The sequence below is a fragment of the Bacillus bruguierae genome, assembly GCF_037104725.1.
Classification (GTDB): domain Bacteria; phylum Bacillota; class Bacilli; order Bacillales; family Bacillaceae_G; genus Bacillus_A; species Bacillus_A bruguierae.
In genome coordinates this window covers 147,802-164,768 of sequence record NZ_JBAWSX010000009.1, presented here as the reverse complement: position 1 = coordinate 164,768, position 16,967 = coordinate 147,802, and the positions used below count along the sequence as shown (strand labels likewise).

The window sequence follows — 16,967 nt, the reverse complement described above, 5'->3', positions numbered from 1 at the left end:
AATTCCATAGTTTTGATTCCCATATATGTATCTTGATGTACATAGAATAAATTCGTTAATACGTCCATTGCCGATGATACGTTTTGTTTGTTTATTTATCCCACCCTCTCCATTACCGTTTATTGGTAAAACATTGTTTTCATTATATAATACTATCATCTATTTACAAGTGAAAATAATTCTGTATGCAAAATAAGTGCTAAAAAAACGAACCTATAGTATGGCTCGTTTTTACATGTTCCATGATAACCCTGCTAATTCCTCATTAACATTTTGTTCAATTTTTTGATGATACGATTTTTTAACATCTTCAATCATAGATTCATAACCTTGTTTGAATTGAAGGTAAGTTCCATTCAAACACATAAAGACGAACAATTTTTCAGCGAATGCAATCATAATTTTCTTGTTAAAAAATCCTCAGTTATTCCTTCTTCCATTAATTTGTCGATATTCTTTATGGAAGCTTAATGGTAGACATACTGTTTAATATGCAAAGCTTTGATTTCTTCCAGCTCGATTACCTCAAATTTATTTTCAAGATATTAAAAAAAAGCAGTGATATTAGTTTTCCTACTTTTTAATGTTCTAGGAGTATGTCCTTTGATTTGTACATGGAATAAAAATTCTTTTAATAAATCTTTTAATAACAAAAAAACGCCTCCTCAATGAGTGATTTTACAATCTACCCATGAGAAAGCGTTTATCGTAATTAATTACGGTTAATATCGTCACGTTTATCATAATTGACAATATTTTCCACTGTAAATTTAGGCTATCATAATGATACAAACCTTGATTTATCAAGCTTTAAGGTCTGCCTTGTTATATTATTCACCTAAATCAACATTGTGGTACACTTGCTGAACATCTTCTAAATCTTCTAATGCATCGATCATTTTTTCAAATTTTACTTGTGCATCTTCTGGAAGTGTTACTTCGCTTTGTGCAAGCATTGTTAGTTCTGCAACTGTAAATTCAGTTATGCCAGCATTTTTAAATGCCTCTTGCACTGCATGGAATTGATCCGGCTCTGCATAAACGATAACTGCTTCCTCTTCTTCCAAGATGTCACGCACATCTACATCTGCTTCCATTAAGATTTCAAGTGCTTCATCTGCTGTCTTACCTTCAAGACCAATAACAGCAGTTGCATCAAACATATACGCTACTGATCCGTTTACTCCCATGTTACCAGCATTTTTGCTAAATGCAGCACGTACATCTGCTGCAGTACGGTTCACGTTATTTGTTAATGTATCTACGATTACCATTGATCCATTTGGTCCGAAGCCTTCATAACGAAGTTCGTCATAGCTTTCCTCTGAACCGCCTTTTGCTTTTTCAATCGCACGGTCAATAATTGTTTTCGGTACGCTGTACGTTTTTGCACGTTCAAGTACAACTCTTAAAGTCTGGTTAGATTCTGGATCTGGTTCCCCTTGTTTTGCTGCTACATAAATTTCACGTCCAAACTTTGCATAAATACGACTCGTATTTGCATCCTTTGACGCTTTTTTGTCTTTAATATTGTTCCACTTACGTCCCATACTTGTTCCACTCTCTTTCAACTTTGAATCTACATAAAAAATAGTAATATAAAATATGCTGTTTCTTCAACAATTTTTCATTATATTTCATATTGTTCACAAAAAAGACAAATTGAAGATGTCACATTTATTCACTACATTGTATTATACCTTATTACAAGTTTAATAATCAAAGAAAGACCGGTCATTCTTATCTATATAAATACAAATTAAAAAATCCACATATAAACCCTCTTTCTTTTTAGGGGGGCGAGAGCATCTGGCCATGCATATAAACCCTTTTCTTTTTAGATGGACAAAAGCATCTAGCCATGATGCACAGTTGCGGTCAGAACCTTTTCCTGCCGCGGGCAATGCTGAAAACAAAGGGAGAAAACGAGTGCAAGGCACTTTTTTCTCCCTAGCAGCACTTATATACTGAAAAAATCAAAATGAATTTATCCCGCATTAACGGGCAGTAAGACCCCCACCTTCAGATTTAGAGAGAAACGAAGAAGATAGGTGGGGGACAACTGCCCGTAAAAGCCCGATTGGTGAGGGCTTTCCATCAGTGGGGGATGAAGAATCCCCCCATTAATGGAAGTTTCACTTTATATATTGATGTATACTGCCAACTCCATTAGACTTTTTTGAAGACGCTTCGAACGATAGGTAAATATTAAAATTATTATGACATATTCTCGTATAGTAGACTTTACTATTAAATAGATTACAAACTGCACTTCTTCAAAAATAGTAATATATTTTGGGGCATGAAATAACATGCAAGTATACAAAAAACTTTTCTCTTCAATTTATTCCTTTACATTTATCTTCTGAAATAGTTTCTTTTCTCAAATGACTATGTTTTTTTGAATAAGCAAAGTATACAAATGCTCCAATTGCTAACCAAATTCCAAAATACAACCACGTTGTTAAAGGCAAGTTAACCATTAAAAATAAACAACATACAATTGAAATAATCGGTACAAGCGGTACAAGTGGTACCATAAATCCCCGCTGCAAGTCTGGATGCCTTTTACGAAGAATGATAACAGATACCCCCACCATCGCAAACGTTAAGAGTGCCCCAATATTCGCTAAATTTGATAACTCTTTCAAATCAATAAATCCAGCAATTAAAGCACTACCCATTCCGGTTAACCAAGTTGAAAACGACGGCGCTTCCGTTTTTTTATTGATTTTCGCGAAAGCTTCTGGCAATAAACCATCACGGCTCATCGCAAAGAATACGCGTGTTGTTGCATAAATGTAAGCGAAGATTACCGCCATAATTCCAATTACAGCTCCGAATGCAATTATGCCTGCCACTTTATCTTGTCCCACAACTTCTAATACATAAGCCATTGCTTCTGGTACATCTAATTCTTTATAAGATACCATTCCAGTCATTACAAGACACACTGCGACATAAATAATTGTACAAATTACTAATGATGCAATAATACCGATTGGTAGATCGCGCTGCGGATTTTTTACTTCTTCTGCTGAAGTTGCTAGCGCATCAAATCCTAAGAAAGCAAAGAATACAGCCGCTCCTCCTGCAAAAACGCCGCTTAAGCCATACGGTGCAAATGGAATCCAGTTTGCTGGTTTTACATAGAACACACCAACGGCAATAAATAATATAACAATACAAATTTTAATTAACACCATTGCATTATTCACACGTTTACTTTCTTTCGTCCCACGTGATAATAACCATGTTAGTACAAGTGTAATCATTACTGCTGGCAAATTCACAATACCGCCCTGTGATGGGATTGTTAATAATGCTTTCGGTATCTCTAATCCAAATCCACTTATTAAGTTGTGAAAATACCCAGTCCATCCACCAGCTACTGCTGCGGTTGTTACAACGTATACGGATAGTAACGTCCATCCCATTAAATGTGCTACAAACTCTCCAATTGTTGCATATGAATATGTGTATACACTACCTGATACCGGAAGTGTAGAAGCGACTTCGGCATAGCATAAAGCTGCAAATCCACAAACAATTGCTGCAATCATAAATGAAAAAATCACTGCTGGTCCAGCATCTCTTGCCGCAACCAATCCAGTGAGCACAAGAACTCCTGTACCAATTATCGCACCAATACCTAACATTGTTAAATCAAACGCCCCTAATGTTTTCGTTAAAGTCTTACTTTGACTTTCTCTTAACAATTGGGCAACAGATTTCTTTTTAAATAGATTAACTATAAGACTTACCCCCCTCTTATTAAGAAAAGCTAAGAGGATTTCTCTTAGCTCTTCTCGTGTTCTATGAACATATTTCTTAGTCTCATTTTTTATTTAACAAATTTTAGATTATTACTTTACTTCATTCGCAAAGAAATGCTCACATACGCTAGAAATACGAGTTAAATCAACATTTCCACCAGAAATAATCGCTACTACTTTTTTTCCTTTTATATAGGAATCAACTTTACCAGCAAGAAGAGCAGCTGTCGCTAATGCTCCTGCGCCTTCTACAACAGCTTTTCCGCGTTGTAATAAATCTTTCATAGCTACTTCTAACTCATCTTCTGATACAGTTACAATATCATCTACTAATTCTTCTACGATTTCAAAAGTTAAGTTTCCTGGAATTTTTACTGCGCAACCATCAGCAATAGTTGGTGCTTCATAATGCTCTACAATTTCACCTTTATCATACGAAGCTTTCATTCCATGAACATTATCAGCTTGAACACCGATTATATTAATTGAAGGATTAAAAGTTTTAAGTGCTACCGCGATACCAGCAATAATTCCGCCGCCGCCAATAGGTACAATTACAGTATCAACATCCCACATATCATCAAGAATGTCGAGGCCAATTGTTCCCTGACCTGCCATAACTTGTACATCATCATATGGATGTAAATATGTTTCTCCAGTTTCTTTTATAATTTCTTCACATTTTGCTTTTGCATCATCAAACGTATCACCATATAAAATGACTTCTGAGCCGTATCCTCTCGTTGCTTCAACTTTCGCTTTTGGAGCAGAAGTTGGCATTACAATTTTACTTTTAATTCCAAGTAAATGTGAAGATAACGCAACACCTTGGGCATGGTTACCAGCAGAACAAGCAATAACTCCACGAGCTTTTTCTTCATCTGTTAAAGTAGAAATTTTATTGAATGCCCCGCGAAATTTAAATGATCCTGTTAATTGCATATTTTCTAATTTTAAATATATTTCCCCGCCTGTTTTACTTGTTAAATAAAAGGATTTAACAAGCGGTGTTTTACGAGCGTTTCTATCAAGAATTTGTTTGGCATTTTTAATATCATCAATATTTAGCGGCAAAGTTTTAGTAATCATATTATAACACTTCTTTCAATTGTTTATAATCTAACCCTAACGTTGTTCCTAGATTTTCATAAGTGATGGTTCCTTTATAAATATTGATACCATGTACTAATGAAGGTTTGTTTTGAATCGTCTCTTCTAAACCATCGTTCGCAATCGCTAATAAATAATCGATATTTCCATTCGCTAATGCCATAGTAGAAGTACGTGGAGTTGCCCCTGGCATATTTGGTACAGCATAATGAATGACATCGTGCTTAATAAATACAGGATCATTATGTGTTGTATAGTGATCAATCGTTTCAATCGTTCCACCCTGATCGATTGAAATATCAACAACAACACTGCCCGGCTTCATGGACTGAATCATGTACTCTTTCACAATTTTTGGTGGTCTAGCACCCGGAATTAAAATTGTTGAAATAAATAAATCTGCAGTTTTAATAGCTTTCTCTAAGTTTTCAGTAGTAGATTCGATAACTTCAACTTGATCATTTGCGTATTTTTCTTTTAAATAAGCAATTTGTGTTTGATTTAACTCTAAAATCGTTACGTGGCAACCGATTCCAACGGCCATATCACAAGCATTAATTGCAGCGTTACCTCCGCCTAAAATTACAACATTACCAGCTGGAATACCTTCTATTCCTGATAATAAAATACCTTCTCCTTCATGTTGTTTTTCTAAATAATAAGCTCCCATAAACACTGCACGACGCCCAGCAATTGCACTCATCGGTTTTAATAATGTTAAAACTCCATTTTCACTAATTGTTTCTCCAGCAATAGCTGTTGTTCCCGCTTTTCTCATCGCTTCCACACACTCTTTTGAAGCTGCTAAATGTAAAAATCCCCAAACAATTAAGTCTTTCTTAAAATATTTATATTCTTCCACTAAAGGTTCTTTTACTTTTACTACCATATCAACATCCCAGGCTTGCTCTTGATTAACTAAAGTAGCACCTGCATTTGTATATTCTTCATTTGTATAACCTGATCCTAGACCAGCATCTTTTTCTATTAATACTTCATGTCCAGCTTCAATTAATTTCTGGGCATTTTCTGGTGTCATCCCTACACGAGCTTCACCTTTTTTAATTTCTTTTACTACGCCAATTTTCATGCTGCCACATCCTTTTACTTTTAAAATGTAATATACACCATTACATTATTTTTATACGATCCAGACAAACGTTCTTACATTTCCTCGTTTGTCTGGATCGCTGTTCACACCTACAAGATACACTTAGAAAAATGATGAGTCAACACTCTGTGAAATAGTTCACAAAATGTTTTTTTTTATATTTAAAATAAATTTTTTCTTACAAAGAAGCATTGAAACCACTTTTTAAGTATGCTAGACTTTGTCACGAGTAACATCTCTTATGAATTCAAATAAACCGCAATTTTATTTTTTTATTTACATTTGTGAACATCTTCACATTGAATAATATGGAAATACCTTTATAAGACGTATATATTTCTATAAACTTGTGAATGATATCACAAATAAAATTAAATCTTACAATATAAAGCACTATTAAAAAAATGAGAGGGTATACTATTAAAATTGAGACAAAAATGAATTCATTAGAGATTGTATGTATTTTGCGAAACAGGAGTGATTATGATGTCACAAGAACAACTAAAAAAAGAGATTGGCTTCTTCGCAGCATTAACCACTGTTATTGGTACTGTTATTGGAGCAGGTGTATTTTTTAAACCTACTGCATTATACGGCGTAACTGGGTCAGCAAGTTTAGGATTACTCGCATGGGTAATTGGAGGAATCTTAACTGTTTGCTCAGGTTTAACTGCAGCCGAGCTTTCAGCAGCTATTCCTGAAACAGGTGGAATGATGGCATATCTAAAACGCACTTATGGAAACTTAACTGCTTTCCTACTAGGCTGGGCACAAACTGTTATTTACTTCCCTGCCAATATTGCAGCACTTGCAATTATTTTCGGAACACAAGCAGTTAGTTTATTTGGATTAAATGCGAATGAACATAAATTGATGATTATTGGAGTTGCCATTATTACTGCAGCTTTCGTAACCTTTATGAACTCCTTAGGAGCGAAAGCTGCCGGCGGAATTCAAATGGTATCAACTATTTGTAAATTAGTTCCTTTAGCATTACTTATTATTTTTGGATTATTGCATAAAGGCGATGTAACTCTACAACTGTTTCCAGTTGAAGCAGGACCAGGTAAATCATTTATTTCTGCACTTGGATCTGGCTTACTTGCAACAATGTTTGCTTATGATGGATGGATTCATGTAGGAAATATCGCTGGAGAAATGAAAAACCCTAAAAGAGACTTACCTAAAGCAATCGTAATCGGATTATCTACTGTTATGGTTGTTTACTTACTCATTAATATTGCTTTCCTTATGGTAATGTCTGCAACAGCACTTGCAGGAACTGATACACCTGCATCTCAAGTAGCGACAATTTTATTTGGAGCAATGGGAGGAAAATTAGTTACAATCGGTATTTTAATTTCCGTATTTGGAACAATCAATGGATATATCATGACAGGAATGCGTATCCCTTATGCAATGGCATTAGAAAATAAACTACCGTTTAGTAAATGGTTTGCAACATTATCTAAAAATGGCCACGTTCCTTATAATTCTGGAATCTTTATGTTATGTGTTTCGATTATCATGATGGTTATCGGTGGATTCAACACATTAACAGATATGTTAGTGTTTGTTATATGGATATTCTATACAATGACTTTCGTAGCAGTATTCATTTTACGTAAAAGAGAACCAGATCTTGTGCGTCCTTACAAAGTACCGCTATACCCTATTATCCCTATAATTTCCATTTTAGGCGGATCATTTATCGTTATTAATACTCTTTTCACACAAACGTTGCTAGCATTATGTGGTATCGGCTTAACCGCTTTAGGTCTTCCTATTTACTTTGCAATGCGAAGCAAGCATGTAGAACCTAATAAATAATCATTTATAGACGTGTATAAAATCCTTATGCTAAATAGATAATGGATTTTATACACGTTTATTTTTTCATAACTCTATAGATATCCGAAACCTAAAGATTGCAATTCAAATACCACTTTGTATATCCTTCGTTCCTTTAGGAGATGTTATTTCCCCCTCATTTCTTAATACCATTTTCACTACAACGGTCATTACAATCATCGCAATACTTACAAACAGTATAGGAACATAAACCTTTATACTAAAAGCTTCAAATATGACACCATATATGACCTGACCTACAGGTGCCATACATTGTGAAACAGCCGTAATAATTGCCATGACTTTCCCTAAATTTTCATTGGGTGTTTTCTTTTGCACAGCGGTAATGACAAAAATAGAGATAATAATCATCACCATCGCAATAAGGATTGCACACAAGATAAAGAGTATAAATGATGGATAGTATCCGAAGCTAAGTACAAGAGGTGTAATCGATAAAGCCATTGGTACAATCAATAAGGCCATTATGAGAAACCAAAGATACAGTTTTTTCATTTGCATCTTTTTTGCAAAAAAACCGATGGATAATGCCCCTAAAATTGTAGCAAAATCTATGAGCCCCATTCCAATACCATACATTGTGTCACTACTTTTCATGACTACTCGTAAAATGATGGGGCCGCCAACAACAAACAACGGTGTGAGAATTAAGTTGAGAAAAGCTGCAAGGATTATACATTTCAAAATAAAAGGCTGTTTAACTACATAGATGCACCCTACTTTTAAGTCTTTTACGATTGTCGATATAATATGTCCATCGTGTTCCCTTTTAACAAACGGGATATGAATAAACATTGCTAATACTGCGGCTAAGAAAAAAGCGATACAACTCATCACAACAAGCATTTCTAAACCTACAATACCATACAATACTCCACCTAAAACAGGAGCTGCTACGCTTGATAGTGCTTGAACGCCATTCACGATACCATTCGCCTGCTCCAGCTTATTTTCCGTAACTAACAAAGGAACACTTGCCATGACAGCTGGCGAATACATGGCGCTAATCATCGCTAGTAAAATCATAACAACACTGATCAGTATCACAGAAGTATTACCAGCTGCTAACAACAAAAGAAAACAAAATACAATGGTACTGCTTGCAAAATCAAAAATCACCATTAAGTTGCGGCGGTTGAATCTGTCAGCAATAGCCCCGCCAAGAGGTGATAACAAAAGTGGTACATTCGATACGGCATACAAAGTCGCATATATGTCCGCCCGGCCTGTTATGTCCAACACATAGAGAGATAAAGCAAAACGTAAGAGAGAAGAACCTAATACTGATATGATTTGTCCCATTACCATTAAATTAAAAGCTTTAGGAAAAGGCTTTATATTGCTATTATTTCGCATAATATATACACCTTTCATTAAGGAATTAGACCGACTACCGGTCTATAATTTTGTATAAAATACTAAAGCTAAATGTAGAGACAAGTATATTAATATTTATGAAGAAACTTGCCCTACATTTTCCCGTGATCTTATTGGCCATTTTCAGACTGTCCCATTAAAATATCTAAAATGTAATCAAAACTGCCTTTTTTAGCACCAAGAGTCATCTCCATCATGTTAATAAACGCCTTTGCTCTTTGCATCGCTTCGTGAGGCTGCCATTGAAACAACCCTTCATCGAATATTACTTGTGCAGAAGCTAGTAAAAATTCTATTGTTTCTTGTGGATAATCTGTCACAAAAACATTTTCATTGATTCCTTTCTTAATCACCTCCGTCAAAACAGGTGTTAAATGTACAATAGACTGAACTAAACTTCTCTGATGCATTTCAGCATTACTTGGTTGATGAAATTGCTCAATCATTTTTTCTTTGTTTCCCCCAAATTTTGGTGCTTGTGCCATTAAAATATGAAATAATTTATCAAGTACAGGGATGTTAGGATCTGAAGCAATCTTTTTTGCTGCCGCTACATCTGCATCTATAATTCGCATAATAATAGCATCCATTACTTCCTCTTTTGATTTGAAATAATGATAAAATGTTCCTTTTGCAATACCGATTTCCTGCAGAATATCGTTTACGGTCGTTTTCCTATATCCTTTAGAAACAAACAATTTTTCTGCGGTATCTAAAATTTCATTTCTGCGTTCTTCATGCTCTTTTACAATTCGCATCCATTAGCTCCTTTCAATTAGACCGACTACCGGTCTAATGTAATTATATGTATAATATATAAAAAAGTGTATTTTTTGTATCCATATTTCTTGTATATAACTGACTAAAAACATAAAAACCCTTATAACCGTAAACAAAAAAGAGCAATTTATTATGCTCCTTTTTCACCAATTATTACAAAACTACTCCTATCGCAAATCCATCATATCCTTTACTTCCCACAGTCTGTATTGCCGTTGAAGATAGTTGTGATTCAGATGCAAGAGTATCAAAAAAGCAACGAATTCCTTGAACATTAGAATCAGTACTAGAAGCGTTCACTACCTCTCCTTTGCGAACCACATTGTCCCCTATAATTACTGTACCTTTTCGAGATAACTTGAGTGCCCACTTTACATATTCCGAGTTGTTTTGTTTATCTGCATCAATAAAAATGAAGTCAAATGGGCCGACTCCCTCATCATGTAATTTCGGCAATGTTTCGAGAGCAGGTCCAATTCGTACTTCTACTAAATTGGATAACCCCGCACTGGCTATATTTGATTTTGCAACGTCAGCGTGATATACCTCTGATTCAAGCGTAATTAAACGCCCGTCTGCTGGTAAAGCTCGTGCCAGCCAAATCGTACTATATCCTCCTAATGTTCCAATTTCTAATATTCTTTTCGCTCCTTTTATTAGCGCTAGTAAGTGAAGGAATTTTGCTTGATTCGGAGCAACATCTATTGCAGGTAATCCTGCCTTAGAATTTGCTTCCAATACATTCTCAAGAGTTTCATCTGCAGGTAATAACTGCTTTGTAATATATGCATCCACTTCAATCCATTTCTGTAAATCTTCCATTATAATTCGCTCCTTTGTTATATGTATTCCTAACTAACTAATTCCAATTCTATTATTTAGGTTTCTTCTTAAAGTCGTTCTCTCCTATTCTTTATTTAGTATACTTCGTTCAAAATTGAAAAAAAGGTTATAATTTAACGACGAATTTCCCCTTTTTAATATATTTCTCCAATCTAATTTTTCTCCTATCATACAAGAAATCCCCTATAGAATAGACTTTTTTAAGTGTCTATATATCCATTTTAATTTTTCAACATATAAGTCGCTGCTATGCAGAATACAACATGACCTGCACTTGCTTGCTCCCTTTGTTTTAAACCTCGCATGTGGCAGGAAAAGGTCCTGACCGCTTCTATGCACGGCCAGATCCTCTCGCCCGCCTAAAAAGAAAGAAGGTTTTTATGTCGATTTTTTAATTTGTATTTATATATTCTATAGGTGACATTTTATTCATTCAGCTTGTTTTATTTCTATCATCTATCAATACCTGTCTAGAAAAAGTAGGAGTAGTAAATTCTTTTATGGAATCATTCAATACATATACAACAATAGATAAAATCATAGTTACCCTGAACAGTTGATAATGTTAATAGGAATGCTAATGGTTGCTCCAAAAGTAGGAAGTGTAGCGATAACAGTTGGTATCCCAGGCCCATCAATAGCTGTGAAAACTGTGGAAAAGTTTCCTGAAGCATCAGTAGTAGTAGAAGTAGGAGATACCGTCCCCAAAGCAGGAGGCATTACTAAAAATGAAACAGGAATACCAGCAACGGGTACACCTCCATCAACTAACACTTGACCAGAAAGAGTTGTAGTATTAGGTCCTGTTCCAAAAGAACATACTGTAACCCCAGGAGGACCGAAAGTAAAGGCAGCTAAGACATTACAGTTATTAATAATAGTAATAGTGACAGGAGTACTACTTACTCCGAAAGCAGTAGCGATAACAGCTGCCATCCCAGGTCCGTCAGTAGCTGTGAAAATGGCACTAAAGTTGCCAAGCGCATCTGTAAATGCAGGATTAGGGGATACGGTACCAAGAGCAGATACTGTAAAGGAAACAGGTGTACCTGCTGGAGGGGGACTTCCATCTACCAACACTTGACCAGTAAGAACCGAAGTATTAGGCCCTGTTCCAGAAGCGCATATCGTAGTTAGATCAGCATTCAATGTAACAGTTACTGTGGATGGAGGAGTAGGAGGTACAGTTGCTAATAAATCCAGAACATTTTCGAATTTGAATTCCAAGAGCATTTCCTTCTTGATAACGTCACGAAGTGTTCTTTGAACACTTGAGTCGATAGCAAGAAGATTGGATAACGAAACGACAGGAGGAGAAAGTGTTCTTCCTGACGGTAATGTTCCGAGAACAAATTGAAGCTTTTCAGCCTCAGCGTTGACAATATGAGCTAAAGCTAATTCTTCTAAAGCAATGGAAGCCAAAAGCAATGGAACAGTCTGGGCTGTAGTAATCGAAATTCGCGGTGTTATATTAGGGATATTCGGAAAAGACAAAACCATTCACCTCCTTTAAGCTTAGATTATAGTAAAAAACAAAAGAATGTAGGGTTGTACAACTTCTCTATATTTTATTCAATAAGCATTCAATAGATTGCATATTTGTCCATATAAAAAGTGGATTTTCAACGGAAAGAACCTTTGTATTTGATCTATGAAACAATTACAATATAAATTTAATTCCATCTCATTGATTTTTTACTATATAAAATAGACAACGTAACTATACAAATTATTAACGATAAGAAGCATACAATTACAATGATATACAAATATTCCATTTCGATACTATCAAAATAAAGACTTCTAACTGGGTATGACCAAGGGAATAGTATCCAATACTTTGTCGAGGAGATAAAAAAGCTTCCGAGCCCACCTATAAACCCTACTATTAATGAAAGTAATGGTATTTTATAAAATATTATATTTATTAGAAAATGAAGATTAACTATAATTAAAGAGCTAATTACCATAAAAAGTATAGATAAACTTACACTTTGATAAACAGTGCCGGGATTATCTACTGTTAATACTATTGGTAAGCTAGTTATGATTAAAGCACATATTAAATAGCAAAAAATAGTTATTAAACAAAACAAAAACTTATTAATTAATATAGTTTTCAAAGTGATCCCATGATAAATAGCGGACATATACCCTTTTCTTCTAAATTCGTTTACAAAAGAAAATGATACTAATAGACCTATAGAAATAGGTAAAAATAGTCTACAAAAAAGGCTCATAATCGCTATATACATTGCAATGCCATCTTTTAATTGGGCAAGTAATGTTAGAAAGACTTGAAAACTAATTGGCATCAAAAGAAATACGAGTAGCAGGATATACAATCCATTGTTAAGACTTTTTTTATATTCACCTATAATACCCATTTTTTCACCCTTTATTATTCATATGTATAATACTTAAAACTCACAGATAATAACATTATCCCTAGAATATATACTGAAGAGATTGCGAGATACAATAAAATAGTTGTTTCTTTAAAAACTAAGTCATTTACTATATTAAATGCATAAAATATTGGAAATATCTTTGTGAATATTACAGGGAACAATCCATATGTTACGATAAGGAAAATCCAAATAACTGACAAAGACGCGGCAAGAATCCCTTTTTTTATAATTAGATGAAATAGCAATTGCGAATATGGTATTGTTAAGGATAAAAAAGTACAAAGTATCATCATTTTTAAAAAATAGGGCATTGATATTTCATATTGATTCAAACAAGTATAAATACCTATAATTAAAAAATTAAAAATAGTAAAGACGAAATAGAACTGCAGAAACAATAAATTTTTAGATATTAATAATTTAAATTTCGAAATAGGCTTAGTATAAATAATGGCCCAAGTTCCATATTTATTTTCCGAAGAAATGATAAAATACCACATACAAGCAGAAAAAATGATTAACGTTAGTGTATTAAAGTTCATTGTAAGTGCTATAAGATTTTTGGGTTGAAACATGTCAGGATGATTCTTGTTATACATAAAATAACTTATACACAAAAAACTTGATAATAATGAAAAAAGCAAAGAAAGTAATAATAATTTTCTCCCACCAATTTTCTTCATCTCGCCATTTAGGCTTTTAATGATAAATTGCATGATTATAAAAGCTCCTTTTGTTTAGTTAAAGATAAAAATACTTCTTCTAATGTTTGTTTTTTGGGGCTAACTTCAAAAATATCTATATCATTTCTAATTAATATTCTGGTTAAATTAGGAACACCATCTTGATTGATTACTATTTTAAATACCCCTTCTTTTTCTATACTATAAGGTATGCCTTCGTTACTTAATATCCTTTCTGTAGCATCCGTATTATTAATATGAACGATATACTCTCCCGAAGTAATAATACTATCTAATTTCCCTTCATAGATTACACTCCCCCTATTTAATAATGCAATGTGATCTGCTATCATTTCAATTTCAGCTAAATTATGGCTAGAAATAAAAATAGTCTTCCCCTCATTTTTTACTAAATGAAGCAATAAATTTCTTATTTCATGTACTCCCTCTGGGTCTAATCCATTTGTTGGCTCATCAAGAATCAATATTTTAGGATTATTGAGAATAGCAAACGAAATACCTAGCCTCTGTTTCATTCCTAAAGAAAAACTTTTAACTTTTTTATCTTTTGCTTTATATATCCCTGTAGTCTTTAATACTCTGTCTATATCATCTAAGGGTTTATTAATCATTTTTTGTACATATGCTAAGTTTTCATATGCTGTTAAATTAGGATAATAGGTAGGTGAGTCAATAAAACAACCGACATTTTCGAATAATTCCTCTTTCCATTCTTTTATATCTTTATCATTAAATAATACCGTTCCTTTATCTGATGGAATTAATCCTAATAACATTCGCATAGTTGTCGTTTTTCCTGCACCATTTGGTCCAATAAAAGCATATAAACTTCCTTCAGGAACAGATAGGTTTAAATCCCTTACAATGGGTTGATCTGCAAAAGACTTTGTTAAATTTTTAGTTTGAATTGCTAATTTCATTTTGTTTCTCTCTCTTTCCTAATCTTTTATTTTCTCGCGAATATAGCCATAGCTTTTTTTATTTCATTCCTTTCTTTTTCATTCGTTTTAGATCTTCTAGCATCATTTCATCTTTATCCACTAATGTGATACGAGAATATGTTTTAATCTATTTATAAACTGTTACTCCTGACATGCCATAATCGCTGCTTAATTCTTTTACAAATTGTCCTGAATAATATAATTCAACCACTATTTTTTAAAATTCTTCATTACATTTTTTTCCTTCTTACAACCCATTGTAAGGAATTAACTAAGTTGTGTCCATATGACTATACTAACTCTAGTTATTTCATTTCATACAAAAGGAATTTGTTCTCTTTTCCCGAAAGTGTATGCTAACTAAATTAATTTATCCCGCTATTCGTGGGCAGTAAGACCTCCACCTCAAGATTCGGAGAGAGTATTGTCCAGTTCCAGTGGCTAGAATGTTCGGTGGCTTCGCTTCTTCCTACGAGGTAAAATACACCTCTACGTCAGAAGCTCCATCCCCCTCACATTCTGGACGAGCCACTTCCACTTTTCTTCATTGTCCAGCTCTAGCGGCTAGAATCTCCGGTCGTTTCGCCCCCTCCGACGATTCTGAGCGAGCCGCTTCTGCTTTTCTAAAGAAGATAGGTGGGGGATAACTGCTGGCATGTGCCCGATTGGGCGGGCTTTCCATCAGTGGGAGATGAAAAAACTCTCCACTGATGGAAGTTTCATTTTATTTGTACACATGGCTACAAAAAGGTATAGGAACAATCTTATTAACCCCTAATTATCCTCAATAATTTAAAAGGCTAACACTAAAGTTAAGGAGAAAAAGTGTATGGGAAAAAAAGTATTGTTTTTTGGAGATTTTGGAATTGATGATACGATAGCTCTTACATATGCACATTTAACAGATAAAATTGATGTGATAGGAATTGTTGCGGATTATGGGAATGTCCCCAAAACAGAAGTGATTAGAAATGTTCGTTTTTTACTTAAAAGTGTCGGAAAAGAATATATAGAAGTTTTTGGCGGGGCGGAACATTCCATGACTGCAGAGGTTGAAACTTTTTATCCAGAAGTTCACGGCGCGTTTGGGATAGGGCCCATTCATCCAGGACTAGAACTTAAAATGTTTGAGAATTTCTTTGAAGTTCTTAAACTTATTGAACAATACAAAAATGAACTAATTATCGTGAATACTGGAAGGTTAACTTCTCTTGCAACCTTATTTCTCCTTTATGAAGATGTGATGAAAAATGTCCATTCTTATTATATTATGGGGGGAGCTTTTCTATATCCGGGAAATGTTACTCCAATTGCAGAAGCTAATTTTTATGGTGATCCTGTAGCGGCTAATATTGTAATGAGATACGCAAAAAATTTATCAATTTATCCTTTGAATGTTACACAACTGGCTATTGTAACACCAGAAATGGTCAATTATATTCACTCTAAAGGAAAAACTAAGTTTTTAAAGCCTCTTTTAGACTATTACTATTATCAATTTTATCAAAAAAAAGTTCCTGGAATACAAGGTAGTCCAGTTCATGATGTGCTGACTTTGATTGCGCTTAATCGTGATGATATTTTTACATACTATCAATCGTCTGTAATGGTTAATGTACTTGAGACTTTACGAGGACAAAGCATAGGGGATTTTAGATCCACTTTTGAACCCGAAACATTTGGTAATCGTCCAAAACATAGGATTGCAATACAGATGAATTACGAACAGTTTTTTAAGGAATTTATGACTGTAATGACTGGTGAACTATTTTAGCGAAAAATCTTATATAGGACTGTGAAATACCATTATATCAAAGTCACATGTTGGTTTAAAACACAGACACACCGTTCATAAAAAGATGAATCGGAATTATCTGCACTTGGGTTTTTCTTGTTAACGAGGTGCTGCCGCATGCCCATCAAGTTAAGATTTTGAAGTACTCCCTCAACGAAAATATACGCTAAATAAAACATTCGGGTCACCACCTAGAATTAGTACAACTATTACACATGAAAATAGTGAAGGCTTCCTCGATTTCATC

The 16,967-nt window shown here is 34.2% G+C and carries 13 protein-coding genes and 1 pseudogene; 2 read left to right on the top strand and 12 right to left on the bottom strand.

The features are described from left to right. Nucleotides 1-231: 231 nt before the first annotated feature. The 5 genes from WAZ07_RS16040 to ald form a co-directional block, all read right to left on the bottom strand. Nucleotides 232-399: a hypothetical protein gene (locus tag WAZ07_RS16040; RefSeq protein ID WP_336473256.1), complete on the bottom strand. Its 168-nt coding sequence runs from the start codon at nt 397-399 to the stop codon at nt 232-234. Nucleotides 400-830: 431 nt separating this feature from the next. Next, nucleotides 831-1,550 carry a YebC/PmpR family DNA-binding transcriptional regulator gene (locus WAZ07_RS16035; protein ID WP_090913679.1) on the bottom strand — a complete coding sequence of 240 codons (720 nt, stop codon included), beginning with the start codon at nt 1,548-1,550 and terminating at the stop codon, nt 831-833. A 789-nt stretch (nt 1,551-2,339) separates the two neighbouring features. After that, nucleotides 2,340-3,755: an amino acid permease gene (locus tag WAZ07_RS16030; protein ID WP_336473283.1), complete on the bottom strand. Its 1,416-nt coding sequence runs from the start codon at nt 3,753-3,755 to the stop codon at nt 2,340-2,342. A 111-nt stretch (nt 3,756-3,866) separates the two neighbouring features. Further along, nucleotides 3,867-4,865 (bottom strand): bifunctional threonine ammonia-lyase/L-serine ammonia-lyase TdcB, encoded by a 999-nt coding sequence (gene tdcB, locus WAZ07_RS16025; RefSeq protein WP_336473255.1) that lies wholly within the window; start codon nt 4,863-4,865, stop codon nt 3,867-3,869. A gap of 1 nt (nt 4,866) precedes the next feature. Further along, nucleotides 4,867-5,976 (bottom strand): alanine dehydrogenase, encoded by a 1,110-nt coding sequence (gene ald / locus WAZ07_RS16020; RefSeq protein WP_336473254.1) that lies wholly within the window; start codon nt 5,974-5,976, stop codon nt 4,867-4,869. Between the two features lie 507 nt (nt 5,977-6,483). Here ald and WAZ07_RS16015 point away from each other — a divergent pair. After that, nucleotides 6,484-7,827: an APC family permease gene (locus WAZ07_RS16015; protein ID WP_336473282.1), complete on the top strand. Its 1,344-nt coding sequence runs from the start codon at nt 6,484-6,486 to the stop codon at nt 7,825-7,827. Nucleotides 7,828-7,932: 105 nt separating this feature from the next. On the opposite strand, the gene WAZ07_RS16010 is transcribed toward WAZ07_RS16015, so the two are convergent. The 7 genes and pseudogenes from WAZ07_RS16010 to WAZ07_RS15980 form a co-directional block, all read right to left on the bottom strand. Then, nucleotides 7,933-9,225: an MFS transporter gene (locus WAZ07_RS16010; protein WP_413788899.1), complete on the bottom strand. Its 1,293-nt coding sequence runs from the start codon at nt 9,223-9,225 to the stop codon at nt 7,933-7,935. A gap of 131 nt (nt 9,226-9,356) precedes the next feature. Further along, a complete protein-coding gene (locus WAZ07_RS16005; RefSeq protein ID WP_336473252.1) occupies nt 9,357-10,004 on the bottom strand; it encodes a TetR/AcrR family transcriptional regulator in 648 nt (215 codons plus the stop codon). Nucleotides 10,005-10,179: 175 nt separating this feature from the next. Further along, entirely contained in the window at nt 10,180-10,848 is a 669-nt protein-coding gene (locus WAZ07_RS16000) for an O-methyltransferase (protein WP_336473251.1), read from the bottom strand. Between the two features lie 1,200 nt (nt 10,849-12,048). Continuing rightward, nucleotides 12,049-12,363: pseudogene (locus WAZ07_RS15995) on the bottom strand (hypothetical protein); the annotation flags it as partial. 179 nt (nt 12,364-12,542) lie between these two features. Next, complete coding sequence (locus WAZ07_RS15990) at nt 12,543-13,256, bottom strand: ABC transporter permease (protein ID WP_336473250.1); 714 nt, start codon at nt 13,254-13,256, stop codon at nt 12,543-12,545. A gap of 14 nt (nt 13,257-13,270) precedes the next feature. Beyond that, nucleotides 13,271-13,996, bottom strand: coding sequence for an ABC transporter permease (locus WAZ07_RS15985; protein ID WP_336473249.1), 726 nt, complete (start codon nt 13,994-13,996; stop codon nt 13,271-13,273). Nucleotides 13,997-13,998: 2 nt separating this feature from the next. Next, nucleotides 13,999-14,904, bottom strand: coding sequence for an ABC transporter ATP-binding protein (locus WAZ07_RS15980; RefSeq protein ID WP_336473248.1), 906 nt, complete (start codon nt 14,902-14,904; stop codon nt 13,999-14,001). Nucleotides 14,905-15,754: 850 nt separating this feature from the next. On the opposite strand from WAZ07_RS15980, the gene WAZ07_RS15970 reads away from it, so the two are divergent. Beyond that, nucleotides 15,755-16,699: a nucleoside hydrolase gene (locus WAZ07_RS15970; protein ID WP_336473247.1), complete on the top strand. Its 945-nt coding sequence runs from the start codon at nt 15,755-15,757 to the stop codon at nt 16,697-16,699. Nucleotides 16,700-16,967 lie beyond the last annotated feature (268 nt).